We start from the raw sequence: 20,458 nt of genomic DNA, 5'->3' as shown, positions 1-20,458 counted from the left end.
ACGATGAACTGGATCACCAATCTGGTTCGGCCCAAGATCCGCTCGCTGCTCCGCCGCGAGACGCCGGAAAATCTCTGGATCAAATGCCCGGATACCGGGCAGATGGTGTTCCAGAAGGAGGTCGAGGACAATCTCTGGGTCATCCCGGGTTCCGGCCATCATCTGCGGATGAACGCCAGGGCGCGGCTCGATCACATGTTCGACGGCGCCGAATACGAGGTGATCAGGGTCGCCGAGGTGCCGGCGGACCCGCTCAGGTTCCGTGACGAGAAGCGCTACACCGACCGCATCAAGGATGCCCGCGCCAAGACCGGCATGCAGGATTCGGTGCTGATCGGCGCCGGCCGGCTCGATGCGCTGCCGGTGACGATCGCCGTGCAGGATTTCGCCTTCATGGGCGGTTCGCTCGGCATGGCGGCCGGCGAGGCGATCATCACCGCCTTCCTCACCGCGCTGGAGCGGCGGACGCCCTTCATCCTGTTCGTGGCCTCCGGCGGCGCGCGCATGCAGGAGGGCATCCTGTCGCTGATGCAGCTGCCCCGCACCACGGTCGCCGCCCGTCGGCTGCGCGAGGCCGGCCTCCCCTATATCGTCGTGCTGACCAACCCGACGACCGGCGGCGTCACCGCCTCCTATGCCATGCTCGGCGACGTGCATATCGCCGAGCCCGGCGCGATGATCGGTTTCGCCGGCCCGCGCGTCATCGAGCAGACGATCCGCGAGAAGCTCCCCGAGGGCTTCCAGCGCGCGGAATATCTGCGCGATCACGGCATGGTCGACATGGTCCTGCCGCGCGCGGAGATCCGGCCTGCGGTGTCGCGGCTGTGCCGGATCCTGATGAAGCGCGAGGCGGCGGCCTGACGCGTGCCGCCATGTTGCCATCCGATGCCTATCTCGCGCGCTTCCTGGCGCTGCATCCGAAGCTGATCGACCTCTCGCTCGATCGCATCGCGCGGCTTCTGGCGCGGCTCGGCCATCCCGAGCGGCGCCTGCCGCCGGTGATCCATGTCGCCGGCACCAATGGCAAGGGCTCGACCCTTGCCTTCCTGCGCGCCATCCTCGAAGCATCGGGCGCGCGCGTGCATGCCTATACCTCGCCGCATCTCGTGCGGTTCCACGAGCGCATCCGCCTCGGGGGGCGGCTGGTGGATGATAACACGCTCGTCGCCGCCCTCGACCGCGCCGAGACGGCCAATGCCGGGGACCCGATCACCTTCTTCGAGATCACGACCGCCGCCGCCTTCGAGCTTTTCGCGGCCGATCCGGCGGATTTCCTGCTGCTCGAAGTGGGGCTTGGCGGGCGCTTCGACACGACCAATGTCGTTGCGCATCCGCTGGCCACGATCATCACCCCGGTCTCGATGGATCATCGCGAATTCCTCGGCGATGACGTCGCGACGATCGCCGGGGAGAAGGCCGGCATCCTCAAGCGCGGCGCACCGGCGATCCTCGCCGAGATGGACCCCGCCGCCTTGGAGGTCTGTCGGCGCCAGGCGGCGCGGCTCGGCATCCGGCCGCTGGTGGCCGGCGAGGATTTCCACGTCCATGAGGAGGGCGGGCGGCTGCTGTTCCAGTCCGAGCGCGTGATGCTCGATCTGCCGCTGCCGCGTCTCCTCGGCCGGCACCAGTTCGGCAACGCGGCCTTGGCCATCGCCGCCCTGCTCGCGGTTGCGCCCGAGCGCGCGACGCAGGCGGCGATCGAGCGCGGAATGCAGACGGTGGAATGGCCGGCGCGGTTCCAGCGCCTCACCGGCCGCCTCGCCGCGCGGGCGCCGGCCGGCGCCGAGCTCTGGCTCGATGGCGGCCACAACGCCGACGGCGCGCGTGTGCTCGCCGAAACCGTCGCGGCGCTGGAGGAGCGTGCGCCCAAGCCGCTGGTGCTCATCGCCGCCACCATGGCGCGGAAGGATGCCGAGGCGATGCTGCGCCCCTTCCTCGGGCTTGCGCAGGAGATGCTCGCGGTGCCGGTGGAGCAGGAGGCGGCGCGTCCGCCGGGCGAACTGGCGGCGCTGGCGCGGCGGCTCGGGCTTCCGGCCGTCGAGGCCGGTTCGGTCGAAGCCGCCTTGCATTATCTCGCTGCGCGCGCCTGGCCGGCACCGCCGCGCATCCTCATCATGGGATCGCTTTATCTCGCCGGCGAGGTGCTGACGGCGGATGGCTGGGTGCCATCCTGACGCTGCCACAGAGCATCCCGCGCCGGGGCGCGGGATGGATGGGCCCTGCAGGCGGGAAATCAGCGCGGCGGGTTCAGGCCGAGGTCGAGATCCACTTGACGAGATCGCTCTTCTGCGAGGCGCCGACCTTGGTCGCCGCGAGCTTGCCGTCCTTGAACAGCATCAGCGTCGGAATCGAGCGGATGCCGTATTGCGCGGCGATTTCCTGGTTCTCGTCGACATTGATTTTCGCGATCTTGACCTTGCCGGCCATCTCGCCGGCGATCTCCTCGAGCGCCGGGGCGATCATCTTGCACGGGCCGCACCAGGGCGCCCAGAAATCGACGACCACCGGCTCGGCGGCCTGCAGGACCTCGGCGGCGAAGCTCTTGTCGGTGACGGTGTGGGTGTGGGTGCCCATGGCGGGTCCTTTCGGTTCGAGCGGTTGCAATCAACGTAGGAAGGCGCAGGAAGGGAATCAAGCCGCGCCTGGCCTCACGCCTGTGTGATGCGCGCCAGCGCTCCGTCGAGCGCCGCTTCCGGCAGGGGCTCGATCCGTCCCGTCTCCGTCCAGACGATCCGGCAGGCAACGGGGCGTCCGGGATGCAGCTCCGCAAGCAGGGCGCGGTAAAGCGCCATCTGGTGGAGGATGGCATCATCCTCCGCGCCGTTGCGCGCACGGCCGGTCTTGATATCGGCGACAATCGTGCAGGTGGGGGTGAGCACCAGGCGGTCGACGCGCCCCCGCACCGGCCGCCGCGTGCCGTCCGGCAGCCGGATCGCGCCGGCAAGCCCGATTTCGGCCCGCGCATCCGCCCCGAAGAGCGGCTGCGCCTCGGGTCGCGCGAGCAATTCGAGCAGGGGCGCAACGAGCCGCTGCGCCTGGTCGCGATCCAGATCCGGCGCGAGGCGCATGGCGAGCCGCAGGCCGGCCTCCGCGCGCGTGGCTTCCGCCAAGCCGGGCAGCAGTTCGAGCAGGCGGTGGATCAGCAGGCCGCGCCGCCTGGCCTCGCCGCGCCCGCCGCCCTCCGGCTCAATGGCGAAGGCAGGCCGCGAGGGGCGCAGCGGAGGCGGTGCCGCCGGCGCCTCCGGCACGGGGCGGAACAGCCAGCCGGGCGGATCCGGTGGCGGCGCCGGGGTTTTCACCGCCTCCTCCCGCGTCGGTGCTGCGGCGGAGCGCGGTGCGAAGCGGCGGAGGGTGCCGCCATCCTCACGCGGGATCTCCGCCAGCCCGGAGAGTTCGGCCAATCCGGTCTCGACCAGCTGATACCAGGTGCGTTCGAGGGGTGAATCCGGCTGCTTCGCCGGCTTATATCCGGCGATATAAAGCCGATCTCCGGCGCGGGTCAGGCCGACATAGAGCAGGCGGCGATATTCCTCGAGCGTCGCCTGCCGCATCGCATCGCGACGGTGTCGCATGCTGTCGGGTTCGTCGCTCTTTGCCGGCCCGCCCCAGGCGAGCACCGGCGCACCGGAAGGGGCACGCAGCAGCAGCACGCGCGATTCAAGCTTCGGGTCCGGCGTTGCGCAGGTATCGGCGAGGAAGACGATCGGCGCCTCCAGCCCTTTCGCGCCGTGGATCGTCATCACGCGCACCGCGTCGCGGCCCTGTTCGAGATCGCGCTTGATCTCGGTCTCGCGGCGGCGTTCCGCGGCGATGAAGGCCAGAAGCGAGGCCGGCTCCCGCTCGGCGAAGGCACGCGCCTCGTCGAGGAAGGCATCGAGCGGTTCGGCCGCGTCGGTGCCGAGCCGCCGCAGCATCGCCCGGCGGCCGTCGATTTCCGGCATGCCCGGCGCCGGGTCGGTCAGCAGCGTGGCGAAGAAGGCGAAGGGGCTCATGGAGCGGGCCGTCGCGCCGAGCCGGTCGAGCGCGGCGGCGATCCCCGCGAGGCGCGGCGTCTGGGCCTTCTCCCGCAAGGCCTGCCGCAGGGAGCCGGCGCGCCCGCGCGCCAGGGCTGCGAGTTCCTCTTCAGCGAGATCGAACAGCGGCGTCCGCAGCGCGGTCGCAAGCGCCAGATCGTCCTCCCCGCAGAGCAGAGCCTCACCGATCACAAGCAGATCCCGCACTGCGAGCGCGCCCTGAAGCTTCAGCCGGTCCGCGCCCGAGACCGGGACGGCGTGCCGCTTCAGCGCCCGCAGCATCGCGCTTGTGAAGGCATTGCGCCGGCGCACGAGGATCAGGATATCGCCTGCCCGCACCGGGCGGCCATCATCGAGATGCCGCTCCCCGGTCGCGAGCCAATGGGCGATGGTGCCGGCGATCCGTTCGGCGAGCGCCTGCTCGGCCGGCATCCCGCCCGCCTCGGGCCTGGGCTCCGGCGGCCAGAGTTCGACGAGGCCCGGCGCGCCGGCCCGTGCCGCCACATGGCGGATGGCGCCCATCTCGGCGCCGAGGCCGCGCGCGCGGTCGTCCGTGGCGAAAACCGCGTCCACCGCGTCGAGCACCGCATCGACCGAGCGGAACGACGAGGCAAGCCGGACCGGCGCCGCGATGCGCGATTCCGCCGGAGCGAGGGCGGCGAAATGGCGCCGGGCGGCGTCGAAGGCATGCGGATCGGCGCCCTGGAACGAATAGATCGATTGCTTCTCGTCGCCGACGACGAACAGCGTCCGACGTCGGAGGGCCTGTCCTTCGCCGGCAAAAAATTCATCGGTCAGGGCGCGGATGATGTCCCACATTTCCGGGGTGGTGTCCTGCGCCTCGTCAACGAGCACGTGCTCGATCCCGGCATCGAGCTTCATCATCAGCCAGGCGGCATGCCCGTCCTGCAGCAGCCGCCGCAGCGCCGCGATCAGATCGCCGAAATCGAGCAGGCTGCGTGCGCGCTTCGCAGCCTCGTAGCGGATGCGCACCGCTTCCGCGAAGGCCGAGAGCGCTCGGGAGCGCTCCAGGGCCCGGAATGCGGTGCGGCGGGCAAGATAGGCGAGGCAGGCATCGGCCGCGCGCTCCGCCGCCGGCTGGAGTTCGGGATGGGCACGCTGCGTTTCGGCGAGGAAGATCGACCTTTGGTAGCGCGCCTGCTCTTTCGTGAGGAACAGTTCGAGGGCCGTCTCCCGCCAGGTCGGGCTGCGGCGGTCATGCGTGGCGAGCGCATCGAAGCGCTTCGCGCGCTCTTCCTGCTGCTTCGAGACGGTCTTCCCGGCCCGGATGGCTGCTGCGGCGGTGCGCAGCATCGGCGCCGGCATGATGGCCGCGGCGAGATCGGCCTCGATCCGGGCCATGGTCTCGTCCTCCGGCACGCCGAGCGCCTGCCTGTAGGCGCGCTCGCGCGCCTCGGGGGGCGGAAGCGGTTCGCCGCGCAGGGCGAGTCCCGCGAGAAGGCCGAGCGCATCCTGGAGCGCGCGGGCGAACCCGTCGCGGCCGCCGGTCTCGACGATCGTGCGGAAGGCCAGGGTCAGGCCGCTTTCCGGCGGCCTCAGCGCGGCGTCGATCGTCGCATGCCGGGCGGCGGCGATCTCCTCGGCGGTCTCCGCCTCGTCGATCACGCGGAAGCCGAGCGGAACGCCCGCCTCGATCGGCGCGAGATGCAGGACCCGCTCCGCAAAGGCGTGGATGGTCTGGATCTTGAGCCCGCCCGGCGCCTCGATCGCGCGGGCGAACAGGGTCCGCGCCCGCCGCAGCTGCTCCGGTGCAGGCGGGGGCTCGGCGGCGTCCGAAATCCGCGCGATATCGGCCGCAAGCGCCGCATCGTCGAGTTCGACCCAGCGCGCGAGATCGTGGAAGATCCGGGCCTGCATCACCGCCGCCGCCGCCTTGGTGAAGGTCAGGCACAGGATGCGGTCCGGTGCCGCGCCGGCGAGCAGCAGGCGGATGACGCGATTGGCAAGCAGCGTCGTCTTGCCCGAACCGGCATTCGCCGCCACCCAGCTGTCGATCCGCGGGCTCGTGGCGAGCAGGCGGGTGGCCTGCTCCGCGTCGGGGACGACGAGGCGCCGGCTCATGCCTCGTCCTCCTCGGCATCGGGTTCGGCCTCGGCAGGGCTCCATTCCCCGAACCGGGCGAGATGGTCGTAGGCGCCGTCCCGGTCGGCTTTCATGCGGGCGCGGGAGAGATAGGGCATCGCGCCGCGCGCCAGCGCGTCGAGATCCGCCACGAGCGCCGCGAATTGGCGTGCGACGAAGGCGTCGGCCGTCTCGGGATCGGTCTTGATCCATTTCGCTTCAACGGAGTTACGGTCGCCGATCGGCACATGCGCAAGCGCGGCGATTCCTCCGGAGGGGTCGATGTCGGCAAAGGCGCCGCGGCAGGCCAGCGCGGCGGTGATCGGCAATTGCGCCGCCAGCCCTGCGGCGATCTCGCCGGCGCCGGGAAGCGTGCCGGATTTGTAGTCGAGCACCGTAAGCCGGCCTTCGCCGTCCATTTCGAGCCGGTCTGCCTTGCCGTGGATCGTCACGAGCGGCCCCGAGGGCAGGGACAGCGCGAAATGCCCGCCGCGTTCGACGAGGACGCGGTTTCCGGCCATCCGTCGCGCCCGGTCGAATCTGACGAAACCGGGGATGATCGCCTCGAATTGTCGCCACCAGAACTCGAACAATTCCGGCTCGTGCCGCAAGGGGGCGAAGCATTCCGCGCCGATCTCGCGCAGGCGCTGCGCCGCGAGATCGGGATCCGCGGGGGGCTCGGCCGCGCAATAGAGTTCGAGCGCGCGGTGGAGGAAGGTGCCTTTCTCGCGGGCATCGGGCTCGGGGTCGATCTGCTCGAGCGGCTCGAGCGCCAGCAGATGCCGCGCATAGATCGCGTAGGGATCGCGGCGCAGCGTCTCGATCTCGGTGATGGCGAGCCGTTCCGGCAGGCGCGGCGCGACGGGGATCGGCGTCGGCCGGGGGGCGGGGTGTTCCGGGCCGGCCGCGTCGAGCGCCCGGCCGAGGGCCAGGATCGCCTCGCCGCGCTCCGTCAGGGTCTTCCAGCGCTCCGCGCCGAGAATCGCTTCGAGCCGGCGCAGGAAGCGCGAGGGCAAGCTGGGCTGGTCCCCGGCGCGGCGGGCATGGCTCAGCACGAGGTCGGCATGGCCGGCGAGCATCTGGAAATCATGCGCGCTCTGGCCGATCCGCCATTCCGGCGGCTGGAGGCCGAGATCGAGCCGCATCGCCCGGTTGAGGAACGGATCCTCCGGGGGCACCGGCGGCATGGCGCCCTCACGCAACCCGCCGAGGATGACGCGGTCGGCGGCGACGAGCCGCGCCTCGAGCGGGCCGAGGATGACGGCACGCGCCTCCGGGGTGCCGCGCGCAACGCGCATCCCCTCGAGCAGCAGGTCGAGCGCCGGGCCGAGATCGGCGGGTCGCACCGGCGCCGCCGCACCATGCGCGCCGGTTTCGGCGAGGAGGTCGAGGAGATCGGCGCCGTCGGGATCCTGCTCGAGCAGCACCGTCCCGTCCTCGTCCCGCGTCAGCATCCGCAGCGCCTCCGCAAGCGTCGCGACGAGGGGGCCGAGCGCGGTTTCCGGGAGCCGGGTGGCGAAGGGCGCGAGCAGCGCGTCCAGCGCCGCGCCGAGCGCGGGGAGTTCCGCACGCCGGTCGGCCTCGATCCGTGCGGCGGGGCCGCGTGCGCGGGGCGGCGCGGCGAGCGCGGCGCGGATCCGCTCGGCGAGGCTGCTCGCCGGCGAGAAATGACGGCCGCGCAACACGAGGATTTCGAGTGCGTCGGCCAGCCGCGCGATCGTGGCGGCATCGCGGTCGAGGCGCGTCAGCGGGTCGCGCAGCAGCGCCAGCAGCGCGGCACCGTCCATCTCGCGCGCCGCCTTGAGGAAGAGCCGGGCGAGCCGCCCGGCCGGTCGGGCGCCGAGCGGTACGCCGGCGGAATCGGTCGCATTGATGCCGAAGCGGCGCAATTCCGCGCCAACCCGTTCGGCAAGGCCGCGATCCGCGGTGACGAAGGCGACGCGCCGGACCGGATCTTCGAGCGTTTCCCGCATCAGGATCGCGATCGCGAGCGCCTCCTCGCGCTCGTCCGGCGCATCGATCACGCACAGGCCGGCAAGGGCGGCGTCGAGATCGATCCCGGCGCGTGTCTCGCGCCAGCGATCGACGCTCTCGGCCGGGCGCAGCGCCTCGACGATCAGGGAATTGCGGGGATGGTCCGGCCCGAGTGGCACGACATCGGCGCGGTCGATCCCGATCTCGGCGAGGGTCCGCTTGAGGCTCGCCTGCGGATGTCCGACGCGGGTCGCGAGCGAGGAATCCGGTGCGCCGATCAGCGCCCAGGCGGCAGGGTCGAGCCGGTCGCGGTCGAGACCGGGGAGCACGACGGCGCCGTAATCGAGCCGCGCCACCGCCCGCATCAGCCGGGCCGTCGCCGGCACCGAGCCTGTCGAGCCGATCACGAGCACCGGCGTCTTCGGGTCGGTCGCGACCAGGCGCGCGGTTTCCGCCTCGATCGCCGCGAGCCGGAGATCCATCGCGTCGCGCCCGCCGATCTCCTCCAGAACCTGCGGCCAATAGCGGGCCGCAATGCGCAGGAATTCGCGGCTCTGCGTCCAGTAGAGGTCGAAACGCGCCGGGTCATAGCCCGGCGGCGGCGCCGATTCGAGCGCCGCAAGCGGGATGCCGGCGATGCGCATCTCGTCGATCAGCCTGCCGAGCTGGTCGGCCAGTGCGAGGCTTCCCCGCAGGTCGGGCTTCCCGGCACCCGAGAGCCCGCGCCGCCACGCCTCGACGAGCGGCAACAGCCGGAACCGCCGTTCCGCCACTCCGACCGGACGCGGGTCGAGTGATGCCCCGGCCGCGAACCCGGCCTCGATGTCGAACCCCGCCTCGAACGGGTCGGCGGGCTCGGCCAGCGGGCGGATCACCGGCAGGATCGCCGCGCGCGGCGCCAGCGCCGCGGCGAAGGCCGCCTCAAGAAGCGGGCGCACCCGCCGGGTCGGGACATGGATCACGAGATCGGCGAGCCGCGCCGGCTCGGTCGCGAAGGGCAGCGCGATCAGCCGCCCCGCAAGCAGCGCCGCCACCGTCTCACGCGCGAAATCGGCCCCCGGCGCGATCGTGAAGACGGCCGGCCGCGCCCGTGCCATGCTCAGCGGGCGAAACTGGCGAGCGCGCGCTCGGCCTCGACAAGGGCCTCCGGCGTGCCGACATGCATGAAAACACCGTCCAGCCTGAGACCATGGAGCCGTCCGGCGGCGATCGCCGCGTCGAAAACCGCCTTCAGCGAGAAGATCTCCGGCCGGCCGCGGAAGCTTTCCGGCTTGAGGATCGCGACGCCGGTATAGGCGAAGGCGGTCACCTCGCCCTTTGCCGGCCAGCGCAGGCGGCCGTCCTGCTCCAGGAAGAAATCGCCGCGATTGCCCCAGCCGATGCTCGTCACCGCCGGGGCGACCAGCAGCAGGGCGTCCATCCGCGCCGGGTCGAAGGCCTCGATCATGCGGTCGAGATTGCGGCGCGGCCCGTCGAGCCAGATCGAATCGGCATTGAGGCTCAGGAAGGGGTCGTCGCCGAACGCGTCGATGACACGCGCGATCCCGCCGCCGGAATCGAGCAGCCGCCCGCGCTCGTCGGAGATCACGATCCGTGGCCGCGTCCGGCCCCGCAGATGCGCGATGATCTGGTCGGGCAGGTAATGCACATTGACGATCGCGGTGCCGATGCCGGCTTCGGCGAGCCGGTCGAGATTATGATCGAGGAGCGTCTTGCCGCCGACGGCGATCAGCGGCTTCGGCCTGTCATCGGTCAGCGGCCGCATCCGGGTCCCGAGGCCCGCCGCCAGCACCATCGCCTTGCCGATCGCCATCATCCGCCCCGTCACCTGCCGCGGCCGCCGGGATATCGAAACCCGGCAGGCTGGCCGCATACCACGCGCTGAGCTTTGCCAAGGCCGGATGACGAAGGCAACGCTTGAGATAGGCCTCGATGCGCGGCAGGTGCCGGAGATAGGCCGGCTTGCCGTCGCGCCGGTCGAGCCGCACGAAGATGCCGAGGATTTTCGAGGCCCGCTGCGCGCCGAGAATGGCATAGGCGGTGGCGAAGGCCTGCATGTCGAAATCCGGGTTCGCCGCGCGCCGGCGCAGCGCATAACGCGCGAGAAGCTGGAGTTCGAGCGCTTCCGGCACCGTCACCCGCGCATCCTGAAGCAGCGAGACGACGTCATAGGCCGGGTGGCCCAGCACGCAATCCTGGAAATCGAGCAGGCCGATCCGGCGCAGACCCTCGCGCTCCGGCAGCCAGAGCAGGTTCGGCGAATGGTAATCGCGCAGGGTCCAGGTCCGCTCGCCGGCGAGCACGGTTTCGAGCGCCGAAACCCAATTGTCCACGAAGCCGAGCCGGGTGAGTGCATTGGGGTTGCGCGCGAGCCGGTAGGGATAGAACCAGTCGAGCAGGAGCTCCGCCTCGATCGTCATCGCTTCGAGATCGTAGCGGTGCAGGCGATGCGTCTGGAGCCCCTCGACCGGCAGTTCGTGCGGCAGGACCCGGCCATGGAGATCGGCAAGCACATCGATCGCGAGCCCGTAGCGCTCGGGGATCGGCCCGGTTTCGTCGACAATTCCCTCCGCGCCGAGATCCTCGACGACCAGCAGCCCCGCCTCGAGATCGGCGGCGAGGATGGCCGGCGCCGAGAGCCCCTGCGCGAGAAGGCCGCGCGCCATGGCGACGAAGGCGTGCACGCTTTCCGCGAGATGCACGAGTTCCGAATAGCTCTTGCCCAGGCGGATCGGCGGGCCGTCCGGCCGCCGCGGCGCGATCATCAGGATCGCGCTCCGCCCCGTTTCTGGATCGGTCAGCCGCTCATAGGCCCGCACCGAGGCATCGCCAAGCATGAAATCGCGGCGCGGCTCGTGAAATCCGGCGCGCGCAAAAAGCGCATCGAGCTTCTGCGCGCGGGCGATGCGCGCGCTAAGCCGGCCATGCCCGACGAGCGAGAGCACCCGCCCCGCACCGTCGGGCGGGATCGCGAGGCGGATCTCCACGCGGTCCTCGGCGAGGATTTCGCCGGCCTTCTCCGCCCATTCGCACAGGACGATCGCATTCTCGGCGGCGTCCTCCCAGCCGAGTTCGATCAGTTCCGCCGGGTCGCCAACCCGGTAGAGATCGGCATGGACGATGCGGAAATCGGCCGCGTCATAGGTCTGGAGCAGCGTATAGGTCGGGCTCGGCACCTCGAGGTTGGGGTCGCGCACCAGGCTGCGGATGATCGCGCGGGCAAGCGTCGTCTTGCCGGTGCCGAGATCGCCGGAGAGCGTCACCAGGTCACCGGGACGGAGATCGGCGGCGAGCCGCGCGCCGAAGCGGCGCATCGCGGCCTCGTCCGCCAGGTGCAGGGTCCATTCCGCCCGGTCGGACGGCAGCGTGCCGGGATCAGGCATTCGGCAGCACCACGATTGTGCGCTGGCCGCCCTGGGGGTCGTCGGCGATCTCGATCCGGCCGCCATGGAGATGGACGAGCGCCTTGGCGAGGGAATAGCGCAGCCCGTTCTCGCGCTCGACCTCCGGCAGGCCGCGATCGGCCATGCCACCGATCCCCGGCCCCTTGCCGGCATCCGTGACCTCGATCACGACGCCGATATTCTCCCGCCGCACCGCGAGCCGCACCGTGTCGCCGGGTTCGGAAAACGAGACGGCATTGGCGATGAGATTGAAGACGATGTGGCGGAAGCGGCGCGGATCGGCCTCGATCGTCGTGAGCCCGGTCTGGAGATTGAGCGCGAGCCGGACCTTGGCGTCGCCGAGCCGGTCCTTGAGCCCTTCCATCGCGTCGCGGATCGCCTCCGCGAGATCGACGGGCGCCGGCTGGAACTCGACATCGCCGGTCTCGATCCCGGCGAGATCGAGGATATCGGCCGTCAGTGCCAGAACGGCATCGGCGGAGCGGCCGAGATCCTGCGCATAGGCGAGCTGCTTCGGCGAGAGCGGGCCCGCCACGCCGCCTGCGAGCGCCTGGGCGAGGCCGACGACATTGGTCAGCGGCGAGCGCAGCTCGAAGGAAACGCTCTTGATGAAATCGGTCCTGAGCCGCGCAGCCTGTTTCAGCGCCTCGTTATGTTCGCGAAGCCGCTGTTCCTGCGCAACCGTGTCGGTGATGTCGGTGACCGTCACGAGCGTCGCACGGTCCGGCAGGGGCGTGGTCGCCACCATCAGGGTGCGGGAATCGGTGGTCGTCACCTCGAAATGCTGGTCCTCCCGCGCTTCGGCGAGCCCGCAGGCGATCTCGACGATCCGCCGCCAGGTGTCCGGGGGGCAGGTCAGGCAGAGCGCGCCGATCGCCTCGACATGCTCCCCGACCTGGAGCGCCTCCGGTGCGAGGCCCCAGATCCGCGCGAAGGCGGGGTTCGACAATTGCAGCCGGCCATCCGAGCCGAACACGCCGACGCCCTCCGAGAGCGCCATCAGCGTCTCCCATTGGGTGTTCTTCAGCTCCTCATAGGAGGTTTCGAGCGTGAAGCGCTCGGTCTCGTCCTCGAAGAGGTAGGTCAGGCCGCCCTGCGGATCGGGCGTGACGACGACGCGCAGCGCCCGGCCATTGGCGAGGCGCCAGCCATATTCGCTGGTCTCGGTCTGGGCGTAATGGGCGAGGAGCGAGGCCTTCCATTCCCGGTAATCCGCCGCCTCCGGCAGCCGGCCGGTCGCGCGCAGACGGTCGAGCCATTCGCCATTGGTCGGCCCGGCGGCGAGGAAGGCGGCGTCGAGCCCGAACAATTCGGCGAAGGCGCGGTTCGAATAGGTCAGCCGCTGCGTGTGATCGAAGATCGCCACCGCGCTCGGCAATTCGTCGAGCGTGCGGACATGCGCCTCCATCTGCCGTTCCAGTGCCTTGCGTGTCGCGTCCAGTTCGGACACATCGAGCGCGAAGCCGCCGCCGCCCTCCGGCCCCGCCACCTCGACGACATCGACCTTGCGCCGCTGCCCCGCCATGACGGCGGTGACCGAGCCGCGCCAGCGCCCCGCGATGGCCTGCACGCGGCGGATCTGCGCCCGGTCGGCGGAATCGAGGATCTCGGTCTGGCTGGAGAGCACCGCGTCGGGGCCCGCGGCCTCGACCGCCTGGGCATAGGCGGAATTGACCCAGCCGAGCCGGCCGCGCCGGTCCCGCAGCCAGATCGGCTGCGGGATGGCATCGAGAACCGATTGCAGCTGCGCCTGCGCCGCTTCGAGCGCGTGCTTCTCGTCCAGCATCCGCGCGAGCGCCAGCCTCTCGCCGGTCGCGAGCTTGATCGCCATCACCGCACGGCCGGCGACGGGGCGCCCCTCGATCTCGACATAATCGCCCCGCAGCGACCGCACCTGCTCGGAAAAGGCCGTACCCTCGCTGCGCAATTGCAGGATGCAGCGCTCGATGCGCCGCGCCTGTTCCGGGTCGAGCCATTCGACGAGGTCGAGCACGCGCTGCGGATTGGCCGCGTCGACGACGATGCCGGGATCACCGTCGAATTCCGCGTCGCCTGCCGGCCCGTTCCAGGCGACGAGGAACTGGCGATCCTTGACCAGGAAGAGATTGGCACGCTCCGCCGCCGCCTGCGCCTCGCGGAGCGATCGGGTCATTTCCTCGAAATGGTCGTTCCAGCTCTTGCGGGTCCGAACATGCAGGATCGAGATCGAGGCTGCATAGAGCGTGATGACCAGCAGGGCGAGGCTGAGGGGGATCGCGGTCTGCGCCATGCCGAGCCCGGCGGCGAGACCGGGAAGCCGCAATTCCATCGCTTCCTGGGCGAGAGCCCCGCCACCTGTCGCCGACAGCAGCGCCAGCGCCCGCGTAAGCAGACCGGCGCGACGCGGCAGGCCCCAACCGGCCCGACGCCATGCCACCGCCGCCTCCCATCGCATGTCCGGGCCTCCTCGCGCATTCCGCCTCAACGCGCGACCTCGCTCCGCTCTGCGAATCACCGCAGGTTCGGGAGCCGGAGCGCATATAACCAGCGCCAGACTCCGGCAGGAAGTGGTTAGCAAACAATTAAGCGCGCCCGGTTTCCCGGACGCGCTGGCATGTTCGGCGCCGGCTGCGGGCCGGCCCGTGCTCAATAGCGGTAATGATCCGGCTTGTAGGGGCCGGCCTCTGGCACACCGATGTAATCCGCCTGCTCCTTCGTCATCTTGGTCAGCTTGACGCCGAGCTTGGCGAGATGGAGCGCCGCGACCTTCTCGTCGAGGAATTTCGGCAGCGTGTAGACCTTCTTCTCGTATTTTCCGGGATTGGCCCAGAGTTCGATCTGCGCCAGCGTCTGGTTCGAGAAGGAGGAAGACATCACGAACGAGGGGTGCCCCATCGCGTTGCCGAGATTGACGAGGCGGCCCTCCGACAGAAGGATGATGCGGTTGCCGGCGGGGAACTCGATCTCGTCCACCTGCGGCTTGATGTTCGTCCATTTGAAGTTCTTCAGGCCCGAGACCTGGATCTCGTTGTCGAAATGGCCGATATTGCAGACGATTGCCCGGTCCTTCATCTGTCGCATGTGGTCGACAGTGATGATGTCCTTGTTGCCGGTGGCGGTGACATAGATGTCCGCGCGCGGCAGCGCGTCCTCGATGGTGGTGACCTCATAGCCTTCCATCGCCGCCTGCAGCGCGCAGATCGGGTCGACCTCCGAGACGATGACGCGTGCGCCGGCCTGGCGCAGCGAGGCGGCGGAGCCCTTGCCGACATCGCCGAAGCCGGCGACGAAGGCGACCTTTCCGGCCATCATCACGTCTGTGCCGCGGCGCAGCGCGTCGACGAGCGATTCACGGCAGCCATAGAGATTGTCGAATTTAGACTTGGTGACGCTGTCGTTCACGTTGATCGCCGGGAAGAGCAGCTTGCCCTCCTCCGCGAGCTTGTAGAGCCGGTGCACGCCGGTGGTCGTCTCCTCGGAGACGCCGCGGATCGACCGGGCAATCTCGGCGAACCAGCCCTTCGGCTTCTCGGCGAGAAGCCGCGTGATGAGCGCGAAGAAGATCTCCTCCTCCTCCGAGCCCGGCTTGGCGAGAAAGCCCGTGTCGCCCTGCTCGGCGCGCAGCCCGTAATGGACGAGCATCGTCGCGTCGCCGCCGTCGTCGAGGATCATGTTCGGCACGCCGCCGCCATGCCAGTCGAAGAGCTTTGCGGTGTAATCCCAGTATTCCTTGAGCGTCTCGCCCTTGTAGGCGAAGACCGGGATGCCGGCGGCGGCGATGGCGGCGGCGGCATGGTCCTGCGTCGAGAAGATGTTGCACGAGACCCAGCGGATATCGGCGCCGAGCGCCTTCAGCGTCTCGATCAGCACCGCGGTCTGGATCGTCATGTGCAGCGAGCCGGCGATGCGCGCGCCCTTCAGCGGCTGCTTCGGACCATATTCTGCGCGGATGGCCATCAGCCCCGGCATTTCGGTTTCGGCGAGTTCGATCTCCTTGCGGCCGAACGCGGCAAGGCTGATGTCCTTGACGATATAATCCATGGAACCCTCGAATGCTGCCCGCGCCGTTTGCGCCGGGTCATGCCCGCCTTCGCACGGCGGATCGGGCCGCTCGTTAGCAGAGAAGTCGCAGTCAGGCAATAAAGATATAAAGATTTCTTTATATCGAGTGGCAGGAATGCCGCCGCCTATTCGTCCTCGCCGAAACGGTTGCCGAGCAGGGCTTCGAGGGCGTCGAGCGCTTCCTTCGCCTGCGGGCCGAGCGCCGAGACCGAAACGGTCGTGCCCTGCGCGGCGGCCAGCGTCAGCAGCCCCATGATCGAGGTTCCGCCCACCGTCTCGCCGCAGCGGGTGACGCGGATCTCAGCCTCGAACCCTTCACAGCACTGGACGAATTTCGCCGAGGCGCGCGCGTGGAGCCCTTTCCGGTTGATGATCGGCAATTCGCGCACCAGCGCGCCGTCGACCACGGGCGGGGGCGGGCAGGGCTGGTCGAGGGGGTTGTCCATGATGGCTGGCCCGTCCTGTCTCGCGGCCGGCGCGGCCTCAGCGGCCGGCAAGGATATGGCTCGCGACATTGATGTATTTGCGCCCGGCATCCTGCGCGTGGACGACGGCATCGGCAAGCGGGCAGGTTTCGCGCACCTTCGCGAGCTTGACGAGCATCGGCAGGTTGATGCCGGCGATCACCTCGACATTGGCGCCGTTCATCGCCGAGATCGCAAGATTGGAAGGGGTGCCGCCAAACATGTCGGTCAGGACCACGACGCCCGATCCGCTATCGACCTGGCGGATCGCCGCCATGATCTCGCCACGACGCGCGTCCATGTCGTCCTCGGGGCCGATGCAGATCACGGCGATCTGCTGCTGGCGCCCGACGACATGCTCCATGGCCGCCCGGAATTCCGTGGCGAGTTGACCGTGGCTGACCAAGACCAGACCGATCATCGATCGATACCGCTACCTTTCGCATCCCTCAGGCCGGGGAGCAGGGCGGCGCGCCAGGCACCACCGCAGGGGGCGCATTTTGTCGAGCCACGCGCCCTTGGCAAGCGAAACCGGTTGCGAACCCGCAATTTTTTCGCATTCGCAAAAACTAATCCCTGAGCCGGCCGAGAACAAGATGGGCGCGGGCGGCGAGGTCGCGATCCGCGCGCAGGGCCAGCCGGGGCAGGCGGATGCCTTCGAGTTCCAGCGTTTCCGTCTCCGGCTCCGGCAGTCGCGGCGGATTGGGCTCGATCGTCACCGCGAGCGCGACGACCGCAGCCCCGAGCCACTCCGTGGTGCCGATGCCGAGGCCGCGCCGTTCGATCCGGCCCGTGATCGCGGGATGGGGAGCGGCCAGCAGCCGCCCGCCCTCGGCGCGCAGCAGGATGCGATCATCGCCGACGAGCCGGGCGAAGCGCCCCTCGGCGCGGGCCTCGGCGATCAGCCGCTCGGCCAGTGCGCTCTTGCCGGTGCCAGATTCGCCGAGCAGCAGGAGCGCCTTTTCCCCGATGACGAGCGCGGTGGCATGGATCGCGCGGCTCATCGTTCGAGGCCGGCCCCCGGCATGCGTGCGGGCGGAACCAGCGGCAGCAGCACGATGAAGCGCGCACCGCGCCGGTTGCCCGCGGCGTCGAGGATGTTCTCCGCCCGGATGGTGCCGCGATGGGCCTCGACGATCTGCTTGGAGATCGACAGGCCAAGCCCGGAATTCTGGCCGAAGCCATGATCCGGCCTATCGGTGTAGAAGCGCTCGAAGATGCGCTCCAGCGCGTGTTCCGGGATGCCGGGCCCCTGATCCTCGACCGTGATGGCGACGGCGTTGCCCGCCTGTCGGCAGGTGACGCGCACCGGCGCGCCGGGCGGAGAGAAGGATTGCGCGTTGTCGATCAGATTGGTGAGGACCTGGACGAGCCGGCTGTCATGCCCGAGCACGACGAGCGGCCGGGCCGCATCCGCCGCCAGGCTGGGGGCAACCTTGATCGGTGTCTCGCCGGGCTTGAGGAGATCGTTGCGCATGCCGATGACGGTGCCGATCAGCGCGCGGATCTCGACCGGCCGCGCCTCGTCGCGCTGGAGTTCGGCGTCGAGCCGCGAGGCATCGGAAATATCGGTGATCAGCCGGTCGAGGCGCCGCACATCGTGCAGGATGACCTCGTTGAGCCGCGCGCGGCTTTCCGGGGTCTTCGCGAGCGGCAGGGTCTCGACGGCGCTGCGCAGCGAGGTGAGCGGGTTCTTCAGCTCGTGCGCGACATCGGCGGCGAAACGCTCGATCGCCTCGATGCGCTGGTAGAGCGCCTGCGTCATGTCGCGGAGCGAAACGGAGAGCTGGCCAATCTCGTCCGAGCGGTTCGAGAAATCGGGGATCTCCTCGCGCTTGCGGGTGCCGCGGCGCACGCGGTCCGCCGCTTCCGACAGCCGCCGCACCGGCTCGGCGATCGTGCCGGCGAGCAGGATCGAGAGCACCAGCATCACGCCGGAGGCGATCAGGAACACGAGGATGAAGCCCCAGCGCTCTTCGGCGATCACGCGGTCGACATCGCCTTCCTGGGTCGAGAGCAGCAGCACGCCGCGCACGACATTGCTGCGCTGGATCGGGCTTGCGGCAAAGACGATGGTCTGCCCGTCGGCGGTGACGCGAACCAGCGTGATCGGCTGTCCCGCCAGCGCGCGCTTGACCTCGGTGGTCGTCTGGCCGCTCGGCCCGACTTCCGGCTGGGTGATGTCGACCCGGCCGAAACGTTGGCGCACCGCGTTCCAGGTGCGGCTGAACAGCGTCAGCGCCTCGTCTTCCTTCGGCACGGGGCGCGGTTCAAGGAAATCCCCGGGATTGTAGAAGGCGCGGGTGTCGAGCAGCAGCAGCCCATCGCGGTCGTAGACGCGGGCGCGGGTGCGGGTCGGCGTCACGAGCCGCTTGAGGATCGGCGCCACGCGCGCGGGGTTGATGGAGAATTCGATCCAGTTCATCGCCTGGTCGTCGCGCGGCTGCGGCTCCACGAGCTGCTGGCGGAGCAGCGCATCGGGGTCGAGCGTCAGGGTCCCGCTCTCGGTGTTCGAGGCGCTGGCGATCGCCGCGGCGATGATCTCGGCCTGAAGCGAGAGCGATTGGCTGCGGGCATCGATGACGCCCACGCGCGTCTGGTTGAGCCACAGGAAGCCGAGGAACAGCGCCGCGAGCCCGGCGAGATTGAGGAAGGCGATGCGCCGCGTGAGGCTCGACGAGAGCCGGCGCGTCAGGCCGCGCCGCAGCGGCGTCAGCACCCGGCGCAGAACCGCGCGCGACCCAAGCCGGCGGGGCATCTCGCCGGCATCGTCGCGTGGCGGCGGCGTTCGATCGAGCACGCGAGCGTCTCCCGAATGGCGTTCCGGCAGCGGCCGGGTCTCAGGCCTCCTTGAAACGGTAGCCTACGCCATAAAGCGTTTCGATCATCTCGAATTCGTCGTCGACCTGCTTGAATTTCTTGCGCAGCCGCTTGATGTGGCTGTCGATGGTGCGATCGTCGACATAGACCTGATCGTCATAGGCCGCGTCCATCAGCGCGTTGCGGCTGCGCACGACGCCCGGGCGCTGCGCCAGTGATTGCAGGATCAGGAATTCCGTCACCGTCAGCGTCACCGGCTCGCCCTTCCAGGTGCAGGTATGACGCTCGGGGTCCATGCGGAGCTGACCGCGCTCCAGCGCCTTGGCATCGCTCTCCTTGGTCGCGGGCAGGTCCTTGGCACCGGCGCGGCGCAAGATCGCCTTGACGCGCTCGACGAGCAGGCGCTGCGAGAACGGCTTCCGGATGAAATCGTCGGCGCCCATCTTGAGGCCGAACAATTCGTCGATCTCCTCGTCCTTCGAGGTTAGGAAGATCACCGGCAGGTCGGATTTCTGCCTGAGGCGGCGCAGCAATTCCATGCCGTCCATGCGCGGCATCTTGATGTCGAAGATCGCGAGATCGGGCGGGTTCTGGCGGATCCCGTCGAGCGCCGAGGCGCCGTCGGTATAGCTCTGGATGCGGAACCCTTCATTCTCGAGCGCGATCGAGACCGAAGTCAGGATGTTGCGGTCATCATCGACCAGCGCGATCGTCGGCATGGCATGTCCTTCCTGCTGGGCGCCGCTTCGCCTCTGGCGCGCGCCGCATCCTCCGCCTACCATGGGAAGGATCGCCGCGAGTTCTAGAACAAAGACAGGCCGAATTGTGGCGGCGGCGCCGATGCTCGTGACGGATTCCGCGATGATGGCTGAAAATCCCGGTGAAACCCGCCCTGAACCGGGCATTCTGCCCGCGCGCGACCCGCGTCAGCCCGCGGATTTCGATCCCGTGGCCCTGGGCCGCACCCTACTGCGCACGATCCGCGCGGGCGCGCTGGGCACGCTCGACCGCGCGAGCGGCATGCCCTTCGTGTCGCTCACCAATGTCGCGACCGATCTCGACGGCGTGCCGCTGATCCTGATCTCGGGGCTGGCCGCGCATACCGGCAATCTCGGCGCCGATCCGCGCTGCTCGCTGCTGCTCGCCGGCGGCGGCAAGGGCGATCCGCTCGCCCATCCCCGGCTCACCCTGCAATGCCGGGCGATGCGCGCGGAGGATCCCGTGGTCCGCCGGCGCTTCCTCGCCCGGCAACCCAAGGCGAAGCTCTATGCCGAACTTCCAGATTTCACGTTCTTCCGTCTGGTTCCGGAGACGATGCACCTCAATGGCGGCTTTGCGCGCGCCTTCGACGGCGATGCCGGGCTCATCCTGTCACCGCTCGCCGACCGCTCGGCCTTCGCCGAACTCGAGGCGGAGGCGGTCGCCCATCTCAATGCTGATCATGCCGAGGCGCTTGCCCTCTATGCCACGCGCCTGTGCGGCATGCCGCCGGGTGCGTGGCGCGCGTCCGGCCTCGATCCGCATGGGCTCGATCTCGTCGCGGGCGACCGCGTGGCGCGGCTCGACTTTCCGGATCGGCTCGACGATCCGGCGAGTCTGCGTCTCGCGCTGAAGCGGCTGGCGGAAAAGGCGCGCCAGACCATGTAACGGGCGGACAATC

Annotated in this window: 15 protein-coding genes; 3 read left to right on the top strand and 12 right to left on the bottom strand. The window is 69.6% G+C overall.

What is annotated here, in order from left to right:
* Positions 1 to 3: 3 nt before the first annotated feature.
* The gene (accD, locus tag FWJ24_RS09080; RefSeq protein ID WP_150287548.1) at positions 4 to 861 is read left to right on the top strand and encodes an acetyl-CoA carboxylase, carboxyltransferase subunit beta; all 858 of its coding nucleotides are present in this window, start codon (positions 4 to 6) and stop codon (positions 859 to 861) included.
* 11 nt (positions 862 to 872) lie between these two features.
* Complete coding sequence (locus FWJ24_RS09075; RefSeq protein WP_150287492.1) at positions 873 to 2,174, top strand: bifunctional folylpolyglutamate synthase/dihydrofolate synthase; 1,302 nt, start codon at positions 873 to 875, stop codon at positions 2,172 to 2,174.
* 73 nt (positions 2,175 to 2,247) lie between these two features.
* On the opposite strand, the gene trxA is transcribed toward FWJ24_RS09075, so the two are convergent.
* The 12 genes from trxA to FWJ24_RS09015 all read right to left on the bottom strand — a co-directional run bounded on the left by trxA (position 2,248) and on the right by FWJ24_RS09015 (position 19,517).
* On the bottom strand, positions 2,248 to 2,574 hold the full coding sequence (gene trxA / locus FWJ24_RS09070; RefSeq protein WP_150287491.1) for a thioredoxin: 327 nt from the start codon (positions 2,572 to 2,574) through the stop codon (positions 2,248 to 2,250).
* A 74-nt stretch (positions 2,575 to 2,648) separates the two neighbouring features.
* Positions 2,649 to 6,095, bottom strand: a complete 3,447-nt coding sequence (gene addA / locus FWJ24_RS09065; protein WP_166443644.1) for a double-strand break repair helicase AddA — start codon at positions 6,093 to 6,095, stop codon at positions 2,649 to 2,651.
* Complete coding sequence (addB, locus tag FWJ24_RS09060) at positions 6,092 to 9,166, bottom strand: double-strand break repair protein AddB (protein WP_150287489.1); 3,075 nt, start codon at positions 9,164 to 9,166, stop codon at positions 6,092 to 6,094. The genes addA and addB overlap by 4 nt, the downstream gene beginning before the upstream one ends.
* A 2-nt stretch (positions 9,167 to 9,168) precedes the next feature.
* The gene (locus FWJ24_RS09055) at positions 9,169 to 9,882 is read right to left on the bottom strand and encodes a nucleotidyltransferase family protein (RefSeq protein WP_246155630.1); all 714 of its coding nucleotides are present in this window, start codon (positions 9,880 to 9,882) and stop codon (positions 9,169 to 9,171) included.
* A complete protein-coding gene (gene tsaE, locus FWJ24_RS09050) occupies positions 9,815 to 11,452 on the bottom strand; it encodes a tRNA (adenosine(37)-N6)-threonylcarbamoyltransferase complex ATPase subunit type 1 TsaE (protein WP_150287487.1) in 1,638 nt (545 codons plus the stop codon). The genes FWJ24_RS09055 and tsaE overlap by 68 nt, the downstream gene beginning before the upstream one ends.
* Positions 11,445 to 13,907 carry a sensor histidine kinase gene (locus tag FWJ24_RS09045; protein ID WP_150287486.1) on the bottom strand — a complete coding sequence of 821 codons (2,463 nt, stop codon included), beginning with the start codon at positions 13,905 to 13,907 and terminating at the stop codon, positions 11,445 to 11,447. The genes tsaE and FWJ24_RS09045 overlap by 8 nt, the downstream gene beginning before the upstream one ends.
* 191 nt (positions 13,908 to 14,098) lie before the next feature.
* Complete coding sequence (gene ahcY, locus FWJ24_RS09040) at positions 14,099 to 15,493, bottom strand: adenosylhomocysteinase (protein WP_150287485.1); 1,395 nt, start codon at positions 15,491 to 15,493, stop codon at positions 14,099 to 14,101.
* Positions 15,494 to 15,639: 146 nt separating this feature from the next.
* Positions 15,640 to 15,960, bottom strand: coding sequence for an HPr family phosphocarrier protein (locus FWJ24_RS09035; RefSeq protein WP_150287484.1), 321 nt, complete (start codon positions 15,958 to 15,960; stop codon positions 15,640 to 15,642).
* A gap of 37 nt (positions 15,961 to 15,997) precedes the next feature.
* Positions 15,998 to 16,399, bottom strand: coding sequence for a PTS sugar transporter subunit IIA (locus FWJ24_RS09030; RefSeq protein ID WP_150287483.1), 402 nt, complete (start codon positions 16,397 to 16,399; stop codon positions 15,998 to 16,000).
* A gap of 148 nt (positions 16,400 to 16,547) precedes the next feature.
* Positions 16,548 to 16,982, bottom strand: coding sequence for an HPr kinase/phosphorylase (locus FWJ24_RS09025; protein ID WP_150287482.1), 435 nt, complete (start codon positions 16,980 to 16,982; stop codon positions 16,548 to 16,550).
* A complete protein-coding gene (locus FWJ24_RS09020) occupies positions 16,979 to 18,736 on the bottom strand; it encodes a stimulus-sensing domain-containing protein (protein ID WP_150287547.1) in 1,758 nt (585 codons plus the stop codon). Before FWJ24_RS09020 ends, FWJ24_RS09025 begins: the two co-directional genes overlap by 4 nt.
* An 82-nt stretch (positions 18,737 to 18,818) precedes the next feature.
* Entirely contained in the window at positions 18,819 to 19,517 is a 699-nt protein-coding gene (locus FWJ24_RS09015) for a response regulator transcription factor (RefSeq protein WP_150287481.1), read from the bottom strand.
* A gap of 142 nt (positions 19,518 to 19,659) precedes the next feature.
* Between FWJ24_RS09015 and FWJ24_RS09010 the strand changes: the two genes are divergently transcribed.
* Positions 19,660 to 20,445 (top strand): HugZ family pyridoxamine 5'-phosphate oxidase, encoded by a 786-nt coding sequence (locus FWJ24_RS09010; protein ID WP_425468917.1) that lies wholly within the window; start codon positions 19,660 to 19,662, stop codon positions 20,443 to 20,445.
* Positions 20,446 to 20,458 lie beyond the last annotated feature (13 nt).

This window comes from Rhabdaerophilum calidifontis (assembly GCF_008641065.1).
Taxonomy (GTDB): domain Bacteria; phylum Pseudomonadota; class Alphaproteobacteria; order Rhizobiales; family Beijerinckiaceae; genus Rhabdaerophilum; species Rhabdaerophilum calidifontis.
Note: the sequence above shows the minus strand (reverse complement) of the source record. Positions and strands in the feature narration are given on the sequence as shown.

Bases quoted from the DNA above. Each gene is read 5' to 3' on its own strand.
- accD (WP_150287548.1), top strand. From the start codon at position 4: ATGAACTGGATCACCAATCTGGTTCGGCCCAAGATCCGCTCGCTGCTC.
- FWJ24_RS09075 (WP_150287492.1), top strand. From the start codon at position 873: ATGTTGCCATCCGATGCCTATCTCGCGCGCTTCCTGGCGCTGCATCCG.
- trxA (WP_150287491.1), bottom strand. From the start codon at position 2,574: ATGGGCACCCACACCCACACCGTCACCGACAAGAGCTTCGCCGCCGAG.
- addA (WP_166443644.1), bottom strand. From the start codon at position 6,095: ATGAGCCGGCGCCTCGTCGTCCCCGACGCGGAGCAGGCCACCCGCCTG.
- addB (WP_150287489.1), bottom strand. From the start codon at position 9,166: ATGGCACGGGCGCGGCCGGCCGTCTTCACGATCGCGCCGGGGGCCGAT.
- FWJ24_RS09055 (WP_246155630.1), bottom strand. From the start codon at position 9,882: ATGGCGATCGGCAAGGCGATGGTGCTGGCGGCGGGCCTCGGGACCCGG.
- tsaE (WP_150287487.1), bottom strand. From the start codon at position 11,452: ATGCCTGATCCCGGCACGCTGCCGTCCGACCGGGCGGAATGGACCCTG.
- FWJ24_RS09045 (WP_150287486.1), bottom strand. From the start codon at position 13,907: ATGCGATGGGAGGCGGCGGTGGCATGGCGTCGGGCCGGTTGGGGCCTG.
- ahcY (WP_150287485.1), bottom strand. From the start codon at position 15,493: ATGGATTATATCGTCAAGGACATCAGCCTTGCCGCGTTCGGCCGCAAG.
- FWJ24_RS09035 (WP_150287484.1), bottom strand. From the start codon at position 15,960: ATGGACAACCCCCTCGACCAGCCCTGCCCGCCCCCGCCCGTGGTCGAC.
- FWJ24_RS09030 (WP_150287483.1), bottom strand. From the start codon at position 16,399: ATGATCGGTCTGGTCTTGGTCAGCCACGGTCAACTCGCCACGGAATTC.
- FWJ24_RS09025 (WP_150287482.1), bottom strand. From the start codon at position 16,982: ATGAGCCGCGCGATCCATGCCACCGCGCTCGTCATCGGGGAAAAGGCG.
- FWJ24_RS09020 (WP_150287547.1), bottom strand. From the start codon at position 18,736: ATGCCCCGCCGGCTTGGGTCGCGCGCGGTTCTGCGCCGGGTGCTGACG.
- FWJ24_RS09015 (WP_150287481.1), bottom strand. From the start codon at position 19,517: ATGCCGACGATCGCGCTGGTCGATGATGACCGCAACATCCTGACTTCG.
- FWJ24_RS09010 (WP_425468917.1), top strand. From the start codon at position 19,660: ATGATGGCTGAAAATCCCGGTGAAACCCGCCCTGAACCGGGCATTCTG.